This is a genomic window from Citrifermentans bremense R1 (assembly GCF_000426865.1).
Lineage (GTDB): Bacteria > Desulfobacterota > Desulfuromonadia > Geobacterales > Geobacteraceae > Geomonas > Geomonas bremensis.
The window spans coordinates 98352-122184 of sequence record NZ_KE384581.1 but is presented as its reverse complement, the minus strand read 5'-3'; the positions used below and the strand labels follow the sequence as shown (position 1 = coordinate 122184).

The window sequence follows — 23833 nt, the reverse complement described above, 5'->3', positions numbered from 1 at the left end:
ACTGGCAGAAACCGATTTGCTATAAGGTTGTTCTTGCTTCGCTGCACTGTTTGAGCCGCTAGCTCAGTTGGTAGAGCACCTGACTTTTAATCAGGTGGTCGTTGGTTCGATCCCAACGCGGCTCACCACTCGTCCCCATCGTCTAGCCCGGCCCAGGACACCGCCCTTTCACGGCGGCGACGCCGGTTCAAATCCGGCTGGGGACGCCACTCAAACAACAGCTATCGTGCCCCGGCACGAAGTCATAGCGAGCCGCTAGCTCAGTTGGTAGAGCACCTGACTTTTAATCAGGTGGTCGTTGGTTCGATCCCAACGCGGCTCACCATTTTCACTGTCATCAGACTGGGCCTGATGACAGCCCCCTGCCCGACCGGCGCACGGGATGCAACAATTCGGTCCCATCGTCTAGTGGTTAGGACACCGGCCTTTCACGTCGGTAACAGGGGTTCAAGTCCCCTTGGGATCACCATTTCACAAGAAAGGCCGCTTTCCTCACGAAGCGGCCTTTCTTGTTCTTGATTCTGTTGTCCCGCCCTGCCCTACCTCTTTCGATCCTCAGCATTTTTTCCCGGCCACAATTTCATACAGTAAGGGCATTGCTGAACGTCCCGGGGAATGGTGTCGCGCAGCTGCTCCAGCTCATAAGCCGCCGCGCACCCGTTTTTAACCGGGTAAGTATGAATGGTGTTCTGCTTGATGAAGTAAAGCATATCCTCCTCCTTTCGCGCAATGAGATCGCAGGGCGACCTGATACAGTGATATAGCTTAGGACAAACAGAAGTGATGTCAATCGCACCTCAGAGCTCCAACCGGGCAAGCCTCGATGCAGTCAAGGCAGCCGCAGCAGCGCTCAGGGGCGCTCAGCCGCGCATGCTTGCGGAAACCGTCCACCTCCAGGGTAAGCAGACGGCTGCTGCAGGCGGCGACGCATCTGCCGCAGCCGGTGCAGCGGCGTTTATCTACGACGGGTGGAATTTCACACCGTAAATTGTCGTTCATGGCGCTGTTTACTCACTTCCGGAGGCCGCCCATATTTTTTAAAGCGAGGCGGCGTTACACATTAAAGGCCTTGACAGTGTAAACGCAGCGCATAGAATAGCGCAACCGAGATTGAATATACAAGACAGGAGGTATCGGGATGAAAAGGATAGGCGTTGTACTTTCCGGCTGCGGAGTGCGTGACGGCAGCGAGATACACGAGGCGGTGCTGACACTTTTGGCGATTGACAGAAACGGCGCCAAAGCCGTCTGCCTCGCACCCGATATCGACTGCGACGAAGTGAACCACCTGACCATGCAGGAGACCGGTGCCAAGAGGAAGGTCCTGGTGGAGTCGGCCCGCATCGCCCGCGGGGAGGTGAGCGACGTTAAGAATGCCAAGGTCTCCGACCTCGACGCCGTCGTTTTCCCCGGCGGCTTCGGCGCCGCGAAGAACCTGTGCAACTTCGGCCCAAAGGGGGCCGACGGGATGGTGCAACCCGACGTGCTCAGGCTGGTGAGGGAGATGTCGGCGGCAAAGAAGCCGATCTGCGCCATCTGCATCGCACCTTCGGTGGTGGCGCTGGCGCTGGGAAAGGAGCTCTCCCCCCGGCTCACCATAGGGAACGACCCTGGCACCGCCGGGGCGATTTCCGCCACCGGCAGCAAGCACGTCGACTGCCCCGTAGACGAGATCGTAGTGGACCGGGAGAACCTGATCGTGACTACCCCCGCCTACATGCTGGCCGGCAGCATCTCCGAGGCCGCCACGGGCATCGAGAAGGCGGTGCAGGCGACCCTGGAACTGATAAAGTAGTCATCCCCCACTCTTACCTGACTGCCCAATCGGCCCCCCTCTGGATCAGCTTCTACGTTCAGAGAGTGGGCCGCTTTTTTATGACTGGCGTTTACCTGCGATAACAGCGCAGCTCAGCACAGATAGAGATGCCGCCCTCCTTTGCCCTTGTGCACCCCGCTGTTTTGTCTTAATATGCGCGCTTTGCAATGTCATCTTTGGAGGATCTAAAACATGCGTAAATTGTTTATGCTCTCAGCCGGCGCACTGCTGCTGGCGACCACGCTCACTGCAAATGCCGGAGCAGAAGAGCTCAGAGGAAGGCTTGCGCTCACCGGCAAGATCGGCGTCATCAACCCGGCCAAAAGCGAGTTGGACACGCCGCAGGGAACCATGGTGGTCTCCACCGATGCAGGTTTGACCGGCGGAGTCGGTCTCATGTTCGGGGTGGACGAGAACGTCGCGGTGGAGCTCGAAGTATCCAGGGCCTCCTTCCACACCTCCAGCTTCGGCACCGCCCAGATCACGGACGTTTCCGTCGGCGCGCAGTACCGCTTCCCGGAAAGGCAGCGCCTGGTCCCCTACCTCGGGGCCGGCATGGACGTGCTGGTCAACGACCTGGGCAACAGGTACACCAACACCACGGTCGGCGCACATCTAAGCGCAGGGGTCGACTGCATCTTGAACCGCCAGGCGTCGCTTGTGCTGGAAGCCAAGGGGGTCGAGTCCTTCAGCGCCAACGTCGATACGCCCAGCGGCCAGAACGGCGAATTCGACCCCACCAACCTCTCGGTAACGGTCGGCGCCAGGTTCTTCTTCAACTAGCACGCAAACGAAAAAAGGCGGCAGGGTCAACTCCCCTGCCGCCGCAAATTCTACACTGCTCGTTTCCTCAATCCCCTTCCTCGAAAGCCCTGCGGTATTCCCGCTTAAGCCTCTCGCAGTCGCCGCCATCGATGAAATCCCACGGCAGCGGCTCGTCCAGCCCCACTTGACGGTGAACCTCGGCGTCGGTATCCAAGCCGGCCTCGCGCAGCGCCTGTTTCCAGCTCCCCGTCCGGTCCGCGAGGACCAGCAGTTGCGCGAGCCTGCGGTCCCCCCGCGACAAAAGCGCCTGCTGGTAAGCCTCCCGCGGGCTCTCCATCTGCAGCTTAAGGTTGGAGAGCTTTCCCAGCGCCTTCTGCAGGTACTTCCACTTGGACTCCAGCGACTTGACAGGCTCCATGCCGCACCACTGGAAGGGGGTGAAAGGCTTGGGAATGAACGGATTCACCGAGAGCTGCACCTCTCCCAGGCGCTTGTTCTTTTTCGCCGCCGCCAGCACCCGCTCCCTGATCCGGGTCACCAACAGGACCAGTTCCTCCAGGTCCTTTTCCGTCTCGGTGGGGAGGCCAATGATGAAATAGAGCTTCAGGTTTAGGATGTCGTGGCTGATCAGCTTGTCGCAAGCCGCCAGGATCTGCTCCTCGTCGATCCCCTTTTTCACCAGGTCGCGCAGCCTTTGGCTTCCCCCCTCCGGCGCCAGTGCCACGCTCTTTTGCCCGCTGGCCTTCAGCGCCTCGATCATCCCGGCGTCGAGGTGGTCGATGCGGAAGGAGGAGACCGAGAACTTCCCGCCGGCCGCGACGATCTCTCCGCACAATTCACCGATGCCGGTGTAGTCCGAGACAGCGGCCGCGACGAGTCCCACCTTTCTTCCCTGCGCCACCCCTTTGAGCACCTCCTCCCTTACGCCCTCCAGCGAACGGCTGCGGTAGGGGAGGTAGATGAAGCCGGCTGCGCAGAAGCGGCAGGCACGAGGGCAGCCACGGGAAAGTTCGACCAGATGCATTCCGGAGAACTCGGTGGCGTCGGTGTGGATCTCGGTCACCGTCTGCCTGCGATCGAGCTCCTTTTCCCAAACGCGGCGCACCCTAGCCGGCGCCCCCGGAAGCGGCTGCACCCCTCTGAAGCGGCCGGCGACATACTGCGGCTGGTACAGCGACGGGACGTAGACTCCGGGGAGACGGCAGGCCTGCAGCAAGAGCTCGGCGCGGGAGCGGCGGCCGTCCTTCAGCAGTTCCAAAAGGTCCGGGAGGATCGGTTCCGCCTCGCCGATGCAGACCAGGTCGAGGAACGGGGCGACCGGCTCGGGGTTCAGAAAGAGCGCCGCCCCACCAGCCAAAACGAGCGGTTGCAAGGCCGAACGCTCGGCGGCCCAGGGGCTCATCCCCGAGAGCCGGAAGATGGCGGGGAGGTTCAGGTAATCGCTTTCAAAGGAAACGGAGAAGGCGACGAGGTCAAACGAGGAGAGCGGGCGCTGCCCCTCCAGCGAGAGGATCGTACCGCCGGTCCGCTCCAGTTCCGCCTGCTCGTTGCGCTCCGGCAGGAAGGCGCGCTCGCAGATCACCTCCGGGTGCGCGTTCATCATGGCCTGGACCGCCTGGAAGCCCAGGTTGCTCATGGCGGAGTGGTAGCGGTTGGGGTAGACCAGGCAGCAGGAAAGCCTGCCGCCGCTTTTTCGGTGCTCGCCGCCGCTCTCGCCGGCTAAAAGGGCGCGTCTTTTTTCAATGCTTTTGCGTGACATTGCGCCAAAGTACCATCTTTGGGAAGCGCTATGAAAGTAAAAAAGCTCGCATTGCGGCACTCCCGCCCCCGCTTGACACACCGAACCCTAAATGTACACTAGGTGACGGATTAAATTACAGACTCTTAATCTACTTACCAAGTCAGCACCCCGCCTTACAGCCTATGCAGCCGGCAGCCGGTACCATCAGCACCTCGTTAAACACACACAGAACGGACAGCGCCTGCATCTGAGAGCATCGCCCCGACGCGCGGGTGGTCACAGGAGACGACAGTGCCATGTCCAACGGGAGGCAGTTATGGTCGACTTCACCGAAACAGTCAGAAGCTTCATAGAAAAGGAAATGATGACCCAGGTACACAAAGGAACGCTCTCTCCCTCCGACTCCCTGATAGACAAAGGGATCGTCGATTCGCTGGGGGTCCAGCGGCTGATAGCTTACCTGGAGCAGGAATTCGACTTGCAGATCGCCGACACCGAGATCGTCCCGGAGAACTTCGAAACCATCGGATCACTGGTGAACTTCATCAATTACAAGCTGACTGCCAAGGGGTGAGGCGGCAAAAGGAGTGGGAGGCGATGCTACAGTACTGCAAAATGCGCCTGGTCCAGGTCTTGGAGACGGTAAAACACGGAAGCCTAAACAGCCTGTTTAGGGAGACCGTCTACCTGAACCGCGAGGCGGTGCCGGTGGAGATAGATCTCGACAACCTGAGGCCGGTGGCGGATTTCGCCCGCCCCCATGGCGAGGAGGTAGTCGAGCTGACACAGGAACTGCTGCAGAACCGGCAACTCGCCTATCCGCTCAAGAGCAGGCACCTGAAGACGCTCAACTACCTGAAGCGCGGCTACCGCGGGTACGCCCTCGTCAAGGGGAACAAGGTGTTCGGGGATATCTGGTGCGCCGACTCCAAGGCCGGCAACGACGGCTACAAGCACCCCGACGAGCTGTGGCTGGGGGTTAGGTGCGCCCCGCAAGAGGTCTACACCTTCGATATGTTCGTCGATCCCGCCAACCGCGGGGGGAACCTCGCCGCAGCACTGCAAAACGGCGCGCTCCACCTTTTGAAGCGGCATGGATACACCAAGGCATACGGTTTTTTCTGGTCCGACAACGTCCCGGCGCTGTGGGTGCACCGGACCCTGCGCTGGCGGGAATTGAACCGCGTGAGAGCCACCCGACTGCTTTTATCCAGGAAACTGTACGTGACCGGCGACCCGGCAGCCTGAAGGCCCACGGCACGAAAGGAGTCACGATGAACAGCAAAGATATCCCCATGGTTCCCAACAGGAAGGCGTCGCTCCCTACCGTGTACGGCGACACTCCCTCCTTTCTCGGCGTACCCGTTCTCGACTACAGGAAACCGGCAGCAGGCTACGACGTGATGATCGCCGGGGTCCCCTGGGAGGGGACCGTCACCTGGGGCTCCTTCACAGGGTGCGAGCTCGCGCCCAGGAGCATCCGCCACGCCTCGGCGCGCTACGGCGGGTTCCTCCCCGAGTACGAGATCGACCTGTTCGACCACCTGACGCTCGGCGACGTCGGGGACATTCCGGTACACCCCAACGACCCCGCCGAGACCATGCGCAACGTGCACGCCGCCATGCAGCGGATCTACCGCAACCAGAGCATCCCCTTCGTGCTGGGGGGCGACCACTCCTTCACCCCGGAGATCATCAGGGCGCTCGCGGACGGAGACGAAGGCAAAATCGGCATCATCCACCTGGACGCGCACTTGGACAACGCCAAGTCCTTCGGCAGCGACCAGTTCGCCCGCTGCGGCCCGATCCACAGAATCTCCCAGATCCCGCAGGTCCGCAAAGAGAGCATCGTGCATCTGGGCATCCGCGGCCCTCGGAACTCGCCGACCCAGTATGAGTACGCCCAAAGCATGGGGGCGCGCGTCATCACCACCAGGGAAGTCAGGGAAAGGGGGATGAGCGCCGTCACCGAGGAAGCGATACGGATCGCGCACCACGAGACGAGGCACGTCTTCGTCACCATCTGCAGCGACTGCATCGATGCCGGCTACAACCCGGGAGGTCCCGCCGATTTCAACGGGCTGCTCCCCAGCGAGCTTTTGCCGGCGCTGCACCAAATCGGAGCCTCGGGGATCAGCGGCCTCGATTACGTGGAGGTGTATCCCGGCCAGGACCCGCAGGGGTATTCGTCGCACCTGGCGGCCTGGGCGATGATCTACGCGCTCTCGGGGATGGCGCAGCGCAAGCGCGACCGGCCGGGACCGGACCGGTAAAGGATGCAGCCATGCGGAAGCATCTGCACGATTTCTGGCATTTTTCCCGGCGCTACCGGCAGTTTCAAAGGATCTCCGCCCTGACGCAGGGAATACTGGACAAGGACCACGAGGTCTCCGAACCGACCATGGGAGCCCTGCAAAAGCTGAACGGCAACCGCATCAAATGCCAAGAGCAGATCGCGGGGCTCGACCTCCCTTCCTTCGCCGGCTGCCGCAGCTGCCAGGGGGCCTGCTGTGGCGAGCCGGCCGAACACTACTTCACCGCCATCGATTTCTGGTTGAGGAAGTACAGCCAGAAGCAGGTGACCGCCTTTTCCGAGCAGCCCCTCCAGCCGATACCGGCCTATTACCGGCTCCGCATCGGGTCAGCGCTGGCCGGGGGGGGAAAGCCCAGGACAACTGCCCAAGGGAGCCACCTGGGGCAGGGGAGCAGATGCGCCCACCTGGGGGCGTGCGGCTGCCTGCTGCCGCACGCCGAGCGCCCGCTGCAATGCCTGATCTACGCCTGCCCAAGCCTCAAAAAGTCGCTGGACCAGGCGACGCGGCTGGCATACCTCGGGTCGGTCCGGGAGTTAGTGGGGATTTCCCTGGCCACCTTCAATGCCCTTAAGTGCGAGGCGGGGTTTCCTCCCTATTACGGGCTGGCCTCGCTTTTATTCACCCTGTGATTCCACATCCTGGCCGAACCGGCCGCACGAGGCCTGCCCATGGAAGCGATCTTCAACGAGGAGCAAAGGAACTTCAAGCAGATGGCGATCGAGTTCGCCCGGCGCGAACTGAACCAGGGCGCCAAGGAGCGCGAGAGAAAAGGCGAGTTCTCCCAGCGCGGTTGGGAAAAATGCGCCGATTTCGGCATCCCGGGCATCACCATGCCCGAGGAGTACGGAGGGCTCGGGCTCGACACCATGACCTCCATCGCCACCATGGAGGGGCTGGGCTACGCCTGCCTCGACAGCGGCCTTCTTTTCTCCCTGAACTCCCATGTCTGGACCTGCGAGTCCCCCATCAACCGCTTCGGCAGCGAGGAGCAAAAAAAGCGCTATCTCCCCGGGCTCATCGCCGGCAGCCTCCGAGGCGGGCACGCCATGACCGAGCCCGATGCCGGCTCCGACGCGTTCAGCATGAGGTGCCGGGCGGAGAAGCGGGGGGACAGGTACATCCTGAACGGCTCCAAGACCTTCATCACCAACGCCCCCATCGCCGACCTGCTGCTGGTGTTCGCCGTGACCTGCAAGCAAAAGGGGTTCGCCGGGGTTTCCGCCTTCATCGTGGAAAGAGGGTTTCCCGGGTTTTCCACCGGGCAACCGCTGGAAACCATGGGCCTTAGGACCTGCCCTTTGGGCGAAGTGTTTCTGGAGGAGTGCGAGGTTCCCGAGGAGAACCGGCTGGGGCAGGAAGGAAGCGGCGCCGCGATCTTCAATTCCGAGATGGAATGGGAGCGGAGCTGCCTTTTCGCCGCTCACCTGGGAGCGATGGACAAGATACTGGAGGATTGCGTGGCCTACGCCAAGGAGCGACAGCAGTTCGGCAAGGCGATAGGCAAATGCCAGTCCATCTCGCACAAGATCTCCGACATGAAGGTCCGCATCGAACTCTCCCGGCTGATGCTGCACCAGGTGGCGACGCTCAAGGGGCAGGGTAAACGGGCGCCGCTCGAATCGGCGATGGCGAAGCTCTTCATCAGCGAAAGCTACGTGCAAAACTGCACCGATGCGCTGCAAATCCATGGGGCCTACGGCTACAGCGCGGAGTACGACTTCGAGCGGAACCTGCGTGACGCCATCGCCGGAAAGATCTACTCCGGCACCTCCGAGATCCAGCGCAACATCATCGCCACCTTCCTGGGGCTCTAGCAGAGGGGGCCCAGCGAGGCAATCATGTACCTACTGCAACGGTTACTCACCCGAAGCGCCGCCGCCTTCCCCGACAATACCGCGGTCTCCTTCCGCAACGAGGAGCTCTCCTACGCCGAGCTCGAGACGGCAAGCAACCAGCTAAGCGCAGCGCTGAAGGCGCGCAGCGTGCATAGAGGAGACCGGGTCGGGATCCTCTTGCACAAATCGCTTGAGTCCATCGTCTCCGTCTTTGGCATCCTGAAGGCGGGCGCGATCTATGTCCCCCTGGACCCAGGGGCGCCGGCTAGCAGGCAGGCCTCCATCATCAGGCACTGCGGCATCGAGACGATCCTCGCCGCGCCGCAACTGCTGGAGGGGCTTCTGGCCGAGGCAGGGGAGCCCCTGCCGCTGCGCGCAGCCATCGTCACCGGCTCCCCGACAGTGGCACTCCCCCACCCGGCCGGCAGCATGAGCTGCAGCGGCTGGGACGAGATCCTGGCCGAGAGCTGCGGGTGCCCTGCGGACGACGGGCTTTGCGGCGCAGCCCCCGCCTATATCCTGCACACCTCAGGGTCCACCGGCTCCCCCAAGGGGGTGGTGATCTCCCACATGAACGCCCTCACCTTCGTGGAGATGGCGGTCCGCTTCTTCGAGATCTCGCCGCAGGACCGCCTGGCCAATCACGCGCCGCTGCATTTCGACCTCTCCATCTTCGACATCTTCTGCGCCGCCAGAAGCGCTGCAACCATGGTGCTGGTTCCGGAAGCGCTCTCTGCCTTCCCGGTGCGCCTGGCGGATTTCATGCAGAGCGAGGGAGTCACGGTGTGGAACTCGGTGGCGTCGCTTCTTACCAAGCTCGCGGACCAGGGGGCGCTGGACCGGCTCACCCTGGAAAAGCTGCGCCTGGTCCACTTCTCCGGCGACCTGATGCCGGTCAAATACCTGAAGATCCTGAAGCGGTGCATGCCGGCTGCCGTCTTTTACAACATCTACGGCCAGACCGAGGCCAACTCCTCCCTCTATTTCAGGGTCCCGGATGTCGGGGAAGAAGCGGCCTGGAAGATCCCGATCGGGACCCCCTTCCCCAATTTCGAGGTGTTCGCTATCGACGAGGGGGGGAACGTGGTGACCGGCGCGGGAGAGGAGGGTGAGCTGCACGTTCTCAGCTCCACCGTGGCCTTGGGCTACTGGAACGACTGCGGCAGAACTCAGGCGCAGTTCACCCCGGACCCGCGCAACCCCTCCGCCCACGCCAGGGTGTACAAGACCGGGGACATGGCGCGCCTGGACGCCGCCGGCAACTTCGTCTTCGCCGGCCGCAAGGACCACATGGTGAAGAGCAAGGGGTTCCGGGTGGAGTTGGACGAGATCGAGATCGTACTGAACAGCCACCCCGGCATCCGGCAGGCGGTTGCGGTGGCCATCCCCGACGACCTCGCGGGAAGCAAGATCGTCGCTTACGTATGCCTGCGCGAAGGGGTGGAACTCGAGCCCCATACGCTGATCGTTCTTTGCAGCGACCATCTCCCGAAATACATGGTGCCGGAGCAGATCAGGTACCTTTCCTGCCTGCCGGTGACCTCCAACAGCAAGATAGACAGAAAGGCCCTGGTGCAGGCGTTTCTCGACGGGCCTGCTGAACCATAAGGCGGGGGCACCCGCCCCGCCTCCCCTCCTCTCTCCCTCTTGCGCCCCGCCGATTCAAGGCAGATAATTAAAGCACAATTAATTGATTTCACGGTGAAAATTTGCTATGGTTCCGCCGCTTGAAACAAAAGTTTCCAAGGAGCCTGAATGTTACTGAAAGACATGGAGGACATCCGGCAGAAGGCCGATTGTCTGAAGTCCGCACAGGAAGTCGACGATGCGCTGTCACGGATGGCGCAGCAGATAACCGAGCGGCTGGCGGAGAGCAACCCGGTGGCGATTTGCATCATGAACGGCGGGCTGTTCGTCACCGGCAAGCTGGTGGACAAGCTCTCCTTCGCGCTGGAACTCGACTATCTCCACGCCACCCGCTACGGCGCTGAGCTGACCGGCGGGAACCTGCTCTGGAAGGTGAAGCCGGAGCGCTCGCTCAAGGGGCGCACGGTGCTCTTGGTGGACGACATCCTCGACGAAGGGGTGACTCTCGCGGAGATCGAGCGCTACTGCCGCGAGGAAGGCGCCGCTGCGGTCTACACCGCGGTCCTGGTGGACAAGATCCACGACAGGAAGGCGCCCGGCGCCAAGGCAGACTTCGTCGGCCTAGAGGTAGAGGACCGCTTCCTCTTCGGTTGCGGCATGGACATCGCAGGCTACTGGCGCAACCTCCCCGCGCTCTACGCAATGAAGGAGCAGAACTAGAAATGACCTCCCGCATAGCAGCATACTTCCAGTTCCAGCGCTACGGCACCGACATGAAGCGTGAGGTCGTCGCAGGCCTCACCACCTTCCTCACCATGGCGTACATCATCATAGTCAACCCGGCTATCCTGGAAAACGCCGGCATCCCGCGCGGCCCCTCCACCACCGCGACCATCATCGCCGCCGTCTTCGGCACCGTGCTCATGGCCTTCTTCGCCAATCGCCCCTTCGCCATCGCACCGTACATGAGCGAGAACGCCTTCATCGCCTTCGTGGTGGTGAAGGTGATGGGCTATTCCTGGCAGACCGCACTGACCGCCGTCTTCTTCGCCGGAATCCTCTTCACCCTGCTCACCCTGTTCAAGGTGCGGAGCTGGCTCGCCGAATCGATACCGCTGTCGCTCAAGTGCGCCTTCGCCACCGGCATCGGCCTCTTCCTCACCTTCATCGGCCTGAACGAGACCGGCATCGTGGTGCTCGGTGTTCCCGGGGCGCCGGTCAAGCTTGGCGACCTCTCCCAACCCTCGGTGCTCCTGGCCGTCTGCGGCCTTCTCCTGACCGTGGTGCTGATCTCCCGCAAGGTGCTGGGGGCCATGATGATCGGCATCGTCGCCACCACGCTCGCCTCGATCGCGCTCAAGGTGACCCCGCTGCCGCACTCCTTCGTCAGCCTGCCGCCGGACATCTCCCCGATCCTGTTCCAGCTCGATTTCGCCGGCGCGCTTTCCCCCGGGTTCTTCCCGATCATCCTGACCATCTTCATCATGGCTTTCCTCGACACCGTCGGGACGCTTTTGGGCCTTTCCATGCGGGCCGACCTCCTGGACGAGAAGGGGAATCTTCCTGAGATAGAGAAGCCGATGCTCGCCGACGCGCTGGCGACGGTCGCGGCGCCGCTTCTGGGGACCACCACCACCGGCGCCTACATCGAGAGCGCGGCAGGGATCGAGGAGGGGGGGCGCACCGGCTTCACCGCGCTGGTCACCGCCTTCTTCTTCCTTCTGGCCCTCTTCTTCGCACCCCTTTTCACCGTGGTCCCGGCGCACGCCTTCGGCATAGCCCTGATCGTGATCGGTTCCTTCATGATCAGCCCGCTGGCGAAGATCGACTTCGACGACTTCACCGAACAGATCCCCGCCTTTCTGACCGTGGTGCTGATGATCTTCACCTACAACATCGGGGTCGGCATGACCGCCGGGTTCATCGCCTATCCGCTCATGAAGGGCGCCACCGGGCGCATCAAGGAGATGAAAGGGGGGATGTGGGTGCTTGCCCTGCTCTCCCTCTCCTACTTCATCTTCGGGGCAAAATAGACAGGCCTCGAAAGAGACATGTCCCCCTCCCCCCACGGGAGGGGGACGCCTCCCCTCCCCCCAGGAATCCTTCTAATCTAATGAACAACCCGACGCCAAGTAGAACTCCCGCGCAATTATTGAAAAAAGTTTTTCCTTTCTCTCATTGACAGCGCAGAACCCTCCCCTATAATAAGTTCAAAATTCTCTAACAAGGAGAGGACCATGAAAAAACTTCTGCTGGGATTTCTACTGAGTCTCACTGTTTCAGGTGCAGCTTACGCCGCACAGGCCCACACCAACACCGGTTGCGGTCTCGGCACCATGCTGTTCCAGAACAAGGCTGACAACTCCATCGCGCTGCAAGTACTTCAGGCCACCACCAACGGCAGCTTCGGCTCCCAGACATTCGGCATCTCTTCCGGCACTTCCGAATGCCAGCAGCCCGGGAAGATCGCGCAAAACGAGAAGCTGAACGAGTTCGTCCGCGCCAACATGGACAACCTCGCCAAGGAAATCGCCATGGGCAAGGGCGAGACGCTGGACACCTTCGTAGAGATGCTGGGGGTCAACCCTGCACAGGGCGACGCCTACAAGAGTTCGCTGCAGGCGAACTTCAACAACATCTTCACCTCCGACAAGATCGTCCTCGCCGAGGTCATCGACAACGCGGTGGCGATCACCAGGTAGCCGTGTCATTCCAAATGGTCAAATGCCGGGTGCACGGCCTACGCCGTGCACCTTTTTTAATCCGGGCGGTTGCCGCCCGACTTCCTGTCCCGAAAGCAGGGTTCTTCCATGGCCATCCCCCGCAGCGCCGTTTTCGCCACTCTTTGGCTCTTGCTCCTCTTTTCCCCCGCAGCCGCAGCAGCGCCTCCATCCCAGCCCGACCTCCTGACCGCCCGCGCCCGCAGCATGGGGCTTGCCGCCGAGAGGAACTGGCACATCCTCTTGCATTACAAGAAAACCTCGGGCGGCTTCAAGAGCAGGATCTCGGATCCGAACTTCTTCCTCTCCCCTGAAGGGCGCGAAAACCCCGAGGCGGAGCTGGAGGCCACCATCGCCGGGTTCTTCCAGCCCCGGAGCGTGGACGGAGAGCACCCCATCTGCCGATTCCCGGCGCGGCTTGAGTGGCTTAAGGAACGTCTCGGCATCGGGCCGGGGGACCTCCAGGAGGTCGCCTGCCCGGCGCAAAAGGAGCTGCTGCAAACGGTCGACGCGCGCTCGGCGGTGCTGGTCTTTCCGGTAGGGCACATCAACAGCCCGGCGTCCATGTTCGGGCACACGCTGCTCAGATTCGACGGCCCCACTAAGAGCAACCTCATCTCCTTCGCCGTCAACTACGCCGCGGACGCCAACGACTCGAACGGGCTTCTTTACGCCTACAAGGGGCTCTTCGGCAAGTACAAGGGGTACTACTCCCTGATGCCCTACTACTTGAAGGTGAAGGAGTACGGCGACATGGAGCACCGGGACATGTGGGAATACCGGCTCAGGCTCTCCCAGGCGGAAGTGGAGCGGATGCTTTTGCACACCCTGGAGTTGGAGCGGATCTCCTCGGATTACTTCTTCCTGGATGAGAATTGCGCCTTCAACCTGCTGTTCCTGATCGAGGCGGCGCGCCCGACCCTGCACCTAACCGACCAGACCGGCCTTCTGGTACACCCCACCGACACCATAGAACTCACCAAACAAAGCGGGATCCTGGAAGAGGGGGTTTACCGCCCGTCCCAGGGGGCGAGGATCGTGAAGATGGCGTCGCTACTGGACGGCGAGCGCCAAAAGGCGGCCCTGAAGCTGGGCCAGGGGGAAAGCGATCCTGCCGCGGCTGCGAACGCTGGCGCATCGGTTGAGGAGCAAAGGGGGATACTGGACCTGGCGGCGGAGGTGGCCCAGTTGAGGTACGCCCGCAAGGAACTGGAGAAGGACGAATACAACAAGCTGTACCTGAAGATCCTGGCGCAAAGAAGCCGGCTCGGGAAGGGCGAGGATGACGCCTACGCTGTCGCGCCCCCGCCCCCGCCCGATGCCGGCCACAGGACCACCAAGCTCGGAGTCGGGGGAGGAATCCGGCGGGACGAGTGGTTCGGCGAGGTTAGGCTGCAGCCCGAGTTCCACGACATGCTCGATCCGGACCAGGGGTACATCCGGGGGGCGCAGATAAAGTTCCTGGAAACCGCGCTGCGCTACGCGCCGGAGCACGACCGGTTCTGGCTGAAGAGCATGCACCTCGTGGACATCTTCTCCACCGCCCCCAGGGACCGCTTTTTCACTCCGCTCTCCTGGAAGGTGGCCGCCGGCTGGGACACCGAGGCCATGAAGGAGGGCAGGGATTCCCTCATCTTCCGGGTCAACACCGGCGGGGGGTTCGCCGCGCGCTCTCCCTTCGGGGGGATCGTGCATGCCCTCGGGGAGGTGGACCTGAACGCGGGGAGAAGGTTCGCAGGCAACGTCGCTGCGGGGCCGGGTGTGAGCCTGGGAGCCTTGGAGCAGCTTACCGCTTGGTGGAAGCTGCAGTTGCGGGGGGAGGGCTTCTACTACCTGCTGGGCGACGACCGCCTCGCGCTCAAGGGGACCGTGGCGCAGAACTTCCGGCTGGGGCAAAACGAGTCGTTAGGCCTCGAGTTAAGCTATCAGGAGGTCCAGGGGCACCCGGTACGGGAAGCAACCATGTTGTGGAACCGCTACTTTTGAAGGTCACCCACTGTCTTAGACAACTCGGTTCCATGTCTTAGCAAAAGCATTGACATAATTTTTCCAGCTGTGCATAATCTGAACAAAAATAATATCCCTATTTGGGATACACGATAATACTCAACCATCCGCGAGGATGGGGCGGAAAGCCTATAGGGTCTCCCTGAGACAGCCGGGTTGCCGAAATATCCTAAGATATTCTGCGCCCGGCTTTTTTGCGTTCTGGATCAGCAGGCTGTTGTGAGCTGGATCCGGAAGAGGAGGCATAGTCCATGTGCTGCCATATACTGAGGCCAGTCGGAATAATCCACCCTTTGACAGTCGTGCGCCGCAGCACGAACGCTGTAATGACAGTTGCCTCAGACAAGACAAGCCTTGCCGCGCTGGACGCAGGCGTTCACCTGCACTGTTTGCCGCAGGAACTCTTTTTCTCCCCCAGGCGCCCCGCAGCAGCCACCCGGGTGCTCGCATGGTGACCGACGAAAGCACCGTCGCCATCCCGCAGCTCATTTACGAGGCGGTCAGCCGAGGGAAGCGCGAGTGGGAGCAGACCTTCGACTCCATCGCCGACCTCATCTTCATCACCGATACCAACCACACCATTTCGCGGGCCAACCGCGCCATGGCCAGGCATTGCGGCCTACGCCCGGAGGACCTACCGGGACGCAAATGCTACGACCTTTTCCACGACCTGGCATCTCCCCCCCCTTATTGCCCGCTCAATGGCCTGAAAGAGGGAGGTGCGCCGCGGGCGAAGGAAGTCGAGGTCGCCAAATTCTGCGGCTTCTTCGACATCTCGGTCTCCCCTTTGTACAACGATGACGGAACCCTCGCCGCCTGCGTCCACGTGGCCCGCGACGTCACCGAGCGCAAGAAGGCCGAGGAGTACCGGCTGGAGTTGGAGCAGCAACTGCTGCAATCGCAAAAGCTCGAGAGCCTTGGTGTTCTCACCGGCGGCATCGCCCATGATTTCAACAATATCCTGATGATAATCCTCGGGCACTGCCTGCTCGCCAAGGAGAACCAGGCCAGCGCCCCGGTAGTCGGCCACCTGGATCAGATCGAGTCCGCCGGAAACCGTGCCGCCGACCTTTGCCGTCAGATGCTGGCCTACGCCGGCAAGGCGCCGCTGATCCAGACGAGAATCGACCTGCCAGCGCTGGTACGCGACATGGTGCAGATGCTGCAGCCCGCGTTCAACAAGAAAGTGACCATAGAATGCGATCTCGGCAGGGACCTCCCCAAACTGACCTGCGACGAGGGAAAGATCCAGCAGATCGTGATGAACCTGGTGGTGAACGCGGCCGAATCGCTGGGAGAACAGGGGGGCAAGGTCAAGGTGACCCTCTCGCACAAGACGGTGCTGCAGGCAGAGCAGGAAATCGATTGCTTCGGCAACGCCATCCCCCCGGGAACCTATCAATGCCTGCAGGTTGCCGACACCGGATGCGGCATGGACCAGGAGACCCAGAAGCGGATCTTCGAGCCGTTTTTCACCACCAAGTTCACCGGGCGGGGGCTGGGGCTTTCCGCCATCAGCGGCATCATCAGGTCCCACAACGGCTCGCTGCAGCTCTGTAGCGCCCCCGGCGCGGGGACCACTTTCAGCGTCTATTTCCCCCTCCCCCCATGCTGCCCCGCCGGAGATGAAGTCGCTGCGCCCCTCCCCTTGCCGCTCACAGCTGCCGCACGGCTTGAAGGGACTATCCTGCTGGTAGACGACGAGGAGCAACTACGTGCCGTCGGCTGTGAACTCCTCACCAGCATGGGGTTCAAGGTGATTGGCGCCAATAACGGCAGCGAGGCGCTCGCGATCTGGCAGGAGCGGAAAAGCGAGATAGACCTCGTGCTGATGGACCTGACCATGCCGGAACTGGACGGCGTCGAGACCTACCGCACCCTGCGCGAAGATACCCCCACACTTCCGGTTCTTTTTTGCAGCGGATACGGGGACCAGGACATCCGCCCCTGCACAGGCGAAGACCCCCGCGCCGGCTTCATCGCCAAGCCGTACCAGCTGGCCCAACTGCGATCGGCATTGGCTGCCCTCTGGAAAACTGCATAGAGCTTCTCTCACCCTGTCGCTCAAGAGTCCCACTCACCTGCTCTTCCCGTGATGCAGCAGAGGTCCCCCCGCCTGACGCACCCTCTTCCACCGCCAAGGCATGCCCCTTTTCCCGCCTTGGCCGGCAGCTACCTTCCTTGCGGCAATAAACTCCCCCCCACTGGCCCCTACCGCGCCATCTGCTAGAATAGGCCGGTGCAATTAATAAACCCCAATGATAATGCCCATTCACGTCGGCGTTTCAGCCGGCGCGCTACCGCGGCAGCAACCGAGATGCCCGGCCACAACCCGCGCAGGAGCCTGGGGATGTGGCTTTTGGCCGCGCTCTTTCCCCTGGCGGCGTTGGCGCTGCAGTGGCTTTTATGGGAAAAGCTGCGCCCCTACGTCTGGCTCTTCTTCTACCCGGCAGTATTCCTTAGTTCCTGGGCCGGGGGAAGGGTCGCCGGGCTCCTGGCTACGGCTTTCTCCGCTACGGTCGTCTGGTATTTCTTCATCCCCCCCGAACAAAGCTTCTCGCTGGAGCACCCCTCGACGGCAATTGCGCTGCTCATCTTCGCCGGCATGGGCATCCTTTTCTCGCTGTTCCACGAGCGGCTGAGAAAAGCGGACCAGCAGACCCGGCTGGCGCTGGCGGAGGCGACCTCGGGGCGCGAGCAACTTGAACGGCGAATGGAGGAGCGCACCAAAGAACTGGTCGATCTGGTCGACGAGCTGCGACGCAAGGAGACGGACCTGAGGAGGTCCCAAGAGCTGCTGAAACTTTTCATCGAGTACGCGCCGGTGCCGCTTGCCATGTTCGACCACGAGATGCGTTACCTCTACGCGAGCCGGCGCTGGCGCAGCGACTACGGGTTGGGAGACCGCCACCTCGTCAAGGTCAGTCACTACGACATATTCCCGGAGATCCCCCAGCACTGGAAGGAGCTGCACCAGCGCGGGCTCGCCGGAGAGATCCTGCGCGAGGAGGCCGAAGAATTCCGGCGCGCCGACGGCACGGTCCAGTGGCTGCGCTGGGAACTCCGTCCCTGGTACGACGCCGGAGGAAAAGTGGGGGGGATCGTCATCTTCAGCGAGGACATCACCAACAGAAAATGCGCCGAGGACGCGCTGCAAAAACTCAACGAGGAGCTGGAACTGCGCGTGGCCCAGCGCACCGAGACACTGGACCAGATCCTGGGCGAGCGGGAGGCGCAGAATGCGGAGCTGCAGCGCGCCTACCACGAGCTCGAGGCGGAAACGGCGCAGCGTATCCGCATGGTAGAGGAACTGCGGCAAAAGGAACAGTTGCTGATCCATCAAAGCCGTCTCGCGGCGATGGGGGAGATGCTCGGCTACATCGCGCACCAGTGGCGCCAGCCGCTTAACGTCCTCGGGCTGCACCTGCAGGTGCTGGGGCTTTCCTACCAGCACGGGACCTTCAGCCAGGAACTCCTGGAGCAGAGCGTGGAAAAAACGATGGGCATCATCAGGCACCTCTCCAGGACCATCGACGACTTCCGCGACTTCCTGGTCCTCAACAAGGAAAAGACCCTGTTCCAGGTCGACGAGGTGGTGGTAAAGACGGTCGGGTTCATCGAGGAGAATCTCAAGAAGGCCGGGATCAACATCGAGGTCGCCTGCACCAATCCGCCGGAGGTGAGCGGCTTTCCCAACGAGTACAGCCACGTGATCCTGAACCTTTTGACCAACGCGAAGGACGCCTTCTCCGAGCGCCATATTGAGCATCCGGTGATCAGGGTTCATTCGGGGTCCGAGCAGGGGAAGACGGTGGTGACCATCGGCGACAACGCCGGGGGAATCCCCGAAGGGATAATCGACAAGATCTTCGACGCCTACTTCACCACCAAGGGGTTGGGAAAGGGAAGCGGGGTTGGCCTTTTCATGTCCAAGATGATCATCGAGAAAAACATGGGGGGCAGCCTCACCGTTCGCAATGTCAACGGCGGCGCCGAGTTCAAGATCGAGGTCTGAACTCGCCGCAAGCAAGGGAGGTCGACCATGACCCGCGCACCCTCATCTTGGCTCCTGCTGGCGCTGATCTCACTGTTTTGCTTCAGCGCCGAGGCCGGCGCCCACACGATAATAACCCGGACCAGCGACGACGAGACCGTCACCCTGCCCCAGCTTGCCGCAGCCGCCAAGGACTCCCAGGTGATCGTCGTAGGGGAGTCGCACGACAACGAGTACCACCACGAATTGCAACTCGACCTGATCCGTTCCCTGAACGAGAGCAAGCTGCCGCTGGCAATCGGGATGGAGATGATCCAGTCGGACTTCCAAGTGCAACTGGACGCCTGGAGCGCCGGCAAACTGAGCGAAGAGGTAATGCAGGCGGTATTCGAGCTGAACTGGTCCGACTGGCCGCTGTACCGTGAGATATTCCTCTACGCCCGGGACAACCGCATCCCGATGATCGCGCTGAACGTCCCGCTTCACATCGTCAGGAAGGTCTCGCAGCAAGGCTTCAGCTCCCTCACTCCCGAAGAGAAAGGGGACCTGCCGGCCGGAACCAGTTGCGACCTGAGAAACCCGCAGATCGCCTTCCTCAGGAAATCGTTCCAGGGGGTCAGCCACCATGGTGAGAATGGGAAGATGTTCAGCAACTTCTGCCAGGCGCAGACGGTCCGCAACAGCGGCATGGCGCTCAACATGGCGCACTACCTGGAAAAGCAACCGGGTCGCAGGATAGTCGTTTTGACCGGTATCTGGCATGCGGTCAAATACGGCATACCGGACCAGCTCCAGCGCCTGGGGAAGCTTAGCTACACGGTGATCCTCCCCGAAACCCCCTTCATCAACAAGGAAAACGCCGGCAGCGCCGAGGCCGACTACCTGGTGAAGCAATAACCGGCGAAACGCAACGGGGGACAGGCGATTTCCCGGGGCGGGAAATACCTGTCCCCCTTTATCGATGCAGCCGGGCGCTCTAGCGTGCGGTCTCGAAGGGATCCTTTCTAACCCGCTCCTTCTCCTCGTCGAGCACCTTCTGCACTTCGTGCCGGTGCAGCTTCTCCGCCTTTTCGAACAGCCTCTCCAGCGTCAGCTCGTGCTTCTCCCGAAAGTGCTCCAGCGAGTGCGCCCCCAGCTTGCGGTAGCTTTCGAACTGCGCCTCGTCGAACCACTGCTCTGAGGTCGGCTCGTGGGGAAACTCGGCGTGTTTCTTCTCGTAGTTGAAGACATCCGCCGACTCGGCCCCGGTCAGCACGGGCTTATAGACGCTGCAATTGGTCGTAGCCCCCCGTCGTTGTCCTCATTTCCGCTCCTCCTTTGGTGCCTCCCAACCCTCTCCATTCTCGCCCAGCTTAACTGTATGTAATTACACACATTTACGATGCAGCCAGAGAGGGTCGTGTCAAGCAAGGAGGCGGGGCACTATCCCGCCGAGGCGGATATCTTTGAAGAGTCCCTTCAGTTTTATCCGGTTTTGACGAGTAGTACCTGAATGCGACAAGATGGGGCGGCTCAGAGTATGGCAGCGAGATCTTCCAAGGCAATTGAGAGTCAGCTAAAAATACTGAGAGATGAAGAGAGGATGTTATGAAAGACCTTTACTGGCGGGCCATCAGTATTGACAGCATCGACCCTGATTACTTCCCATCCGTACCGCTGTTCATGAAAACCGCCGGGAACTACGTCCTGTACAAGGACGCTGAGAGGAAGTTTTCCTCGGCCGACCGCAGCCGGATGGACCGTACCGGTACCGAGTTCATGTACGTCAGGGCCGGGGATATGTCAGAGATCTCCACCTATCTGGAGAACAGCCTGAAGGACATGCTGACCAGGGACGACCTCGACAGCGAAAGAAAGGGGAGGATCCTCTACCAGACCTCCATCAACTACCTGGTAGATGCCTTCGAGGCGCCGGAGGAGGCGTCTAACCTGGAGCGCTGCCGGCAACTGGTCCAGCACATGATGTCTTATCTGAGCAACGAGCCCCACGCACTCAAATCGGTCGGGTCGGTCGTGGAGCATAACCTATACATCTTCTCCCACAGCGTACAGGTGGCCGCGCTGAACCTGCTCGCCCACGAGAAGCTGTTCCAGGTCCATCCCGACGAGTTAATAGACGTCGGCATCGGCTCCATGCTCCACGACTACGGGATGATCTTCGTCACCAACGACATCCTGAACAAGCCGGACGCCCTCTCCGACGTCGAGTACTACAAGATCAAGCAGCACACCCAGAAGGGGTACGAATACCTGAAGGACAGCGGGAGATTCGGCGACATGTCGCTCACCATCGTGCGCCACCATCATGAAAGGTACGACGGCAACGGCTACCCCACCGGGATGAAGGGGGACCAGATCCCCCGCAGCGCCCAGCTCTCCGCCATGTGCGACATGTACAGCGCCCTGACCCTCGACCGGGTCTACCGCAAGGCGGTCTCGCACCAGGAGGCGATCAAGGCGATGCGGACGGAAGCGGGAGCCTTCAGCGCCCCGCTGCTCGGAAGCTTCCTCGAGCTGATGACCGCCCAGAAGGAGTAGCGGCGTTCGGTGTTCATGGGACGGGAGGAAGGAGGGCCCTTCATGAGGAGGTTGACAAAAAGGTTCAAAAGCGTAAGATCGACCGGAAATTAGCAGCCGAGATCCGTCACCGACGGATGCGGGGGACCCAATTAAGGGGCGTATTCCAGACAATGGATAGGGCACTTCCAAGCCCGAGCCCGTCAGCTAACCTCGTAGGCATTTGGGAGAGCATGGAATACGGCCATAAAGCCGCCTGTTCGTGCAGGCGGCTTTTTGCGTCCTGACGGGCTGTTTCCGCTCTTCGCAGTCCACTGCTCGGAGGAGCCCATGAAACAAACTGCAGCAGCACCGCTTTGGAAAGACGTGGTGAAATCGTTCGGCCTGGTGTTCGGCGACATCGGCACCAGCCCCATCTACACCCTCACCGTCATCTTCGCCCTCACCAAGCCCACCTACGACAACGTGATGGGGATCCTCTCCCTGGTATTCTGGACCATGACCATCCTGGTCAGCGCCGAGTACTCCTGGCTCGCCATGAAGCTCAGCCGCAAAGGAGAGGGGGGGACCATCGTGCTCAAGGAGATCTTGGTGCGGCTCCTGAAGCCGGGGAGAACGGTCGCTTTCGTGGCCTTTCTCTCCTACCTCGGGGTCTCGCTCCTTTTGGGCGACGGCGTCATCACCCCCGCCATCAGTATCCTGTCGGCGGTCGAGGGGCTGGAACTGATACCGGGACTGGAGCAGATGCCCCAAGCGGTGCTGATCTCGATAGCCGCGGCGATCGCGGTACTTTTGTTCGTGTTCCAATACAAAGGCACCGACCGGGTGGCGAGCCTCTTCGGCCCTGTGATGGTGCTCTGGTTCGCCGCGCTCACCCTCTCCGGCCTCGCCTCGCTGCTGCAGCGCCCGGAACTGATTCAAGCCCTGAACCCCGCTTACGCCCTCAAGTTCTTCCAGGACAACGGGTTCTCCTCCTTTTTCGTCCTCTCCGAGGTCATCCTGTGCGCCACCGGCGGGGAGGCGCTCTACGCCGACATGGGGCACCTGGGGCGCAAGCCGATCGTCATCGCCTGGTATTTCGCTTTTTGCGCGCTGGCAATCAATTACCTCGGCCAGGGCGCCTTCGTCCTCTCCCACGGCGGCGGGAAAAACATCCTTTTCTCCATGATCCAGCACCAGGCCCCCGTGCTCTACGTCCCCTTCCTGCTTCTCGCGGTAATGGCCACCATCATCGCCTCCCAGGCCATGATCAGCGGGGTGTTTTCCGTCATCTACCAAGGGATCAACACCCGCATCATGCCGCTTTTGAAGGTGGACTACACCTCAAGCCATCTGAAGTCCCAGATCTACATCAGCTCCGTCAACTGGTGCCTTTTGGCCGCCGTCATCTTCATCATGCTGGTTTTCCGCCGCTCGGAGAACCTCGCCGCCGCCTACGGGCTGGCGGTAACCGGGACCATGACCATCACCGGGATCATGATGGTCATGATCTACCGCCGCACCTCCATGAAGTGGAAGGTCCCCTTCGCCGTCATCGTCACCGCTGTCGACCTGGTGTTTTTCACAGCCTGCCTCAACAAGATCCCCCATGGCGGCTACTGGTCCATCGTCCTCGCATCGATCCCCTTTGCCACCATAGTGGTCTGGACCATGGGGCAGCGGGCGCTCTACCGTGCCCTCAAGCCGCTCGATCTCGACACCTTCCTCGTCTCCTACAATCAGATCTACGCCAAGGGAAAGAACATCCCCGGGACCGGGCTTTTTTTTACCAGGGAGACGCCGGTGGTACCACCCTATGTGGTGCATAGCATCATCAGAAGCAACATCATCTACGAGCGCAATATCTTCATCTCCATGATCAGGACAGATGTCCCCTTCGGTCTCAAGAGCGCGCTTACCTCTGCGCTCGGCCCCGGGCTGGACGCCTTTGTCATCAAAGCTGGCTACATGGAGGTGGTAGAGATCGAGAAACTCTTGAAGGCGAACGGGATCGAGGAAAAGGTCATCTTCTACGGTGTGGAGGACATCAAGACGGCCAATCCGTTCTGGAAATTTTTCGCCACTATGAAGAAACAGACCCCCAACTTCGTCCAGTTCCACAACCTCCCAGCAGGAAAACTACAGGGAGTGGTTACCAGGGTCGAAATGTAAATAGCACAAAATCAACCACTTACGCAGCATGACACTCGTTGCCTTTTTATATTTCGTGTGCTACCGTTAAGAAAAGGCGAAAGGGAAGATGTATGCAATATCCATTGGCAGCACCCCACAGAGGCAGGAAAGATGAGGTGTGAGGCGGGTTGATCCCCCCACAAGCAGAGGCGAAGCGGACGGGAGTTGGCGGTAGAACCAACCCCGAAGATGGCATCGCCGGTACAACGAAAGGAAGGAAACGGCGATGTCCCCCTCATGCTGTTAGATCAGCAGAGGAACGGAGGTCCCAAAAATGAGAAGCGTGAGAAGGGCGTTGTTTACAGTGATAGCCATGGCAGGCCTGATGGGATTGGTGACAGGTACAGGCTACGCCGCCGGAACC

The 23833-nt window shown here is 61.1% G+C and carries 21 protein-coding genes, 4 tRNA genes and 2 riboswitches; of the genes, 21 read left to right on the top strand and 4 right to left on the bottom strand.

Annotated elements, in window-relative coordinates:
- Positions 1–52 precede the first annotated feature (52 nt).
- The 4 genes from K419_RS0119475 to K419_RS0119460 all read left to right on the top strand — a co-directional run bounded on the left by K419_RS0119475 (position 53) and on the right by K419_RS0119460 (position 469).
- Positions 53–128, top strand: a tRNA-Lys gene (locus K419_RS0119475).
- Between the two features lie 3 nt (positions 129–131).
- Positions 132–209 (top strand) — tRNA-Glu (locus tag K419_RS0119470).
- A gap of 40 nt (positions 210–249) precedes the next feature.
- Positions 250–325: transfer RNA gene (locus K419_RS0119465), tRNA-Lys, on the top strand.
- Between the two features lie 69 nt (positions 326–394).
- Positions 395–469 (top strand) — tRNA-Glu (locus K419_RS0119460).
- A gap of 70 nt (positions 470–539) precedes the next feature.
- Here the strand turns inward: K419_RS0119460 and K419_RS23950 are convergent.
- Both K419_RS23950 and K419_RS23370 read right to left on the bottom strand, forming a co-directional pair.
- Positions 540–710, bottom strand: coding sequence for a hypothetical protein (locus K419_RS23950; RefSeq protein ID WP_198013135.1), 171 nt, complete (start codon positions 708–710; stop codon positions 540–542).
- Between the two features lie 76 nt (positions 711–786).
- Complete coding sequence (locus K419_RS23370) at positions 787–999, bottom strand: 4Fe-4S binding protein (protein ID WP_084154295.1); 213 nt, start codon at positions 997–999, stop codon at positions 787–789.
- 139 nt (positions 1000–1138) lie between these two features.
- On the opposite strand from K419_RS23370, the gene elbB reads away from it, so the two are divergent.
- Positions 1139–1795 (top strand): isoprenoid biosynthesis glyoxalase ElbB, encoded by a 657-nt coding sequence (gene elbB, locus K419_RS0119445; protein WP_026842996.1) that lies wholly within the window; start codon positions 1139–1141, stop codon positions 1793–1795.
- Positions 1796–2008: 213 nt separating this feature from the next.
- Positions 2009–2599, top strand: a complete 591-nt coding sequence (locus K419_RS0119440) for a porin family protein (protein ID WP_026842995.1) — start codon at positions 2009–2011, stop codon at positions 2597–2599.
- A 67-nt stretch (positions 2600–2666) separates the two neighbouring features.
- On the opposite strand, the gene K419_RS0119435 is transcribed toward K419_RS0119440, so the two are convergent.
- Positions 2667–4340 carry a radical SAM protein gene (locus K419_RS0119435; protein ID WP_026842994.1) on the bottom strand — a complete coding sequence of 558 codons (1674 nt, stop codon included), beginning with the start codon at positions 4338–4340 and terminating at the stop codon, positions 2667–2669.
- 298 nt (positions 4341–4638) lie between these two features.
- On the opposite strand from K419_RS0119435, the gene K419_RS0119430 reads away from it, so the two are divergent.
- From K419_RS0119430 to K419_RS0119370, 13 genes are all read left to right on the top strand, one after another.
- Positions 4639–4896: an acyl carrier protein gene (locus tag K419_RS0119430; protein WP_026842993.1), complete on the top strand. Its 258-nt coding sequence runs from the start codon at positions 4639–4641 to the stop codon at positions 4894–4896.
- A 23-nt stretch (positions 4897–4919) separates the two neighbouring features.
- On the top strand, positions 4920–5570 hold the full coding sequence (locus K419_RS0119425) for a GNAT family N-acetyltransferase (protein ID WP_026842992.1): 651 nt from the start codon (positions 4920–4922) through the stop codon (positions 5568–5570).
- A 26-nt stretch (positions 5571–5596) separates the two neighbouring features.
- A complete protein-coding gene (locus K419_RS0119420) occupies positions 5597–6595 on the top strand; it encodes an agmatinase family protein (protein WP_026842991.1) in 999 nt (332 codons plus the stop codon).
- A gap of 11 nt (positions 6596–6606) precedes the next feature.
- Positions 6607–7266: a hypothetical protein gene (locus K419_RS0119415; RefSeq protein ID WP_026842990.1), complete on the top strand. Its 660-nt coding sequence runs from the start codon at positions 6607–6609 to the stop codon at positions 7264–7266.
- 39 nt (positions 7267–7305) lie between these two features.
- A complete protein-coding gene (locus K419_RS0119410) occupies positions 7306–8451 on the top strand; it encodes an acyl-CoA dehydrogenase family protein (RefSeq protein ID WP_026842989.1) in 1146 nt (381 codons plus the stop codon).
- 24 nt (positions 8452–8475) lie between these two features.
- Entirely contained in the window at positions 8476–10080 is a 1605-nt protein-coding gene (locus tag K419_RS0119405; RefSeq protein WP_026842988.1) for an amino acid adenylation domain-containing protein, read from the top strand.
- A gap of 147 nt (positions 10081–10227) precedes the next feature.
- Positions 10228–10779, top strand: a complete 552-nt coding sequence (locus K419_RS0119400) for a hypoxanthine-guanine phosphoribosyltransferase (RefSeq protein WP_026842987.1) — start codon at positions 10228–10230, stop codon at positions 10777–10779.
- Positions 10780–10781: 2 nt separating this feature from the next.
- The gene (locus tag K419_RS0119395; protein ID WP_026842986.1) at positions 10782–12092 is read left to right on the top strand and encodes an NCS2 family permease; all 1311 of its coding nucleotides are present in this window, start codon (positions 10782–10784) and stop codon (positions 12090–12092) included.
- Positions 12093–12296: 204 nt separating this feature from the next.
- Positions 12297–12761 carry a DUF3015 family protein gene (locus K419_RS0119390; protein WP_012528973.1) on the top strand — a complete coding sequence of 155 codons (465 nt, stop codon included), beginning with the start codon at positions 12297–12299 and terminating at the stop codon, positions 12759–12761.
- A 108-nt stretch (positions 12762–12869) separates the two neighbouring features.
- Positions 12870–14765 (top strand): Lnb N-terminal periplasmic domain-containing protein, encoded by a 1896-nt coding sequence (locus tag K419_RS0119385; RefSeq protein WP_026842985.1) that lies wholly within the window; start codon positions 12870–12872, stop codon positions 14763–14765.
- A 108-nt stretch (positions 14766–14873) separates the two neighbouring features.
- A riboswitch (cyclic di-GMP riboswitch) is annotated at positions 14874–14950 on the top strand.
- Between the two features lie 284 nt (positions 14951–15234).
- A complete protein-coding gene (locus K419_RS0119380; RefSeq protein WP_026842984.1) occupies positions 15235–16830 on the top strand; it encodes a hybrid sensor histidine kinase/response regulator in 1596 nt (531 codons plus the stop codon).
- A 306-nt stretch (positions 16831–17136) separates the two neighbouring features.
- Positions 17137–18801, top strand: coding sequence for a sensor histidine kinase (locus K419_RS22530; protein WP_051293136.1), 1665 nt, complete (start codon positions 17137–17139; stop codon positions 18799–18801).
- A 27-nt stretch (positions 18802–18828) separates the two neighbouring features.
- On the top strand, positions 18829–19677 hold the full coding sequence (locus tag K419_RS0119370; RefSeq protein WP_026842983.1) for a ChaN family lipoprotein: 849 nt from the start codon (positions 18829–18831) through the stop codon (positions 19675–19677).
- Positions 19678–19756: 79 nt separating this feature from the next.
- On the opposite strand, the gene K419_RS0119365 is transcribed toward K419_RS0119370, so the two are convergent.
- Positions 19757–20035 carry a hypothetical protein gene (locus K419_RS0119365; RefSeq protein ID WP_026842982.1) on the bottom strand — a complete coding sequence of 93 codons (279 nt, stop codon included), beginning with the start codon at positions 20033–20035 and terminating at the stop codon, positions 19757–19759.
- 332 nt (positions 20036–20367) lie between these two features.
- Between K419_RS0119365 and K419_RS0119360 the strand changes: the two genes are divergently transcribed.
- Positions 20368–21318: an HD-GYP domain-containing protein gene (locus tag K419_RS0119360; RefSeq protein ID WP_026842981.1), complete on the top strand. Its 951-nt coding sequence runs from the start codon at positions 20368–20370 to the stop codon at positions 21316–21318.
- A gap of 84 nt (positions 21319–21402) precedes the next feature.
- Positions 21403–21534: riboswitch (cyclic di-AMP (ydaO/yuaA leader) on the top strand.
- A gap of 93 nt (positions 21535–21627) precedes the next feature.
- A complete protein-coding gene (locus tag K419_RS0119355) occupies positions 21628–23448 on the top strand; it encodes a KUP/HAK/KT family potassium transporter (protein WP_026842980.1) in 1821 nt (606 codons plus the stop codon).
- The last annotated feature ends 385 nt before the right edge of the window (positions 23449–23833 follow it).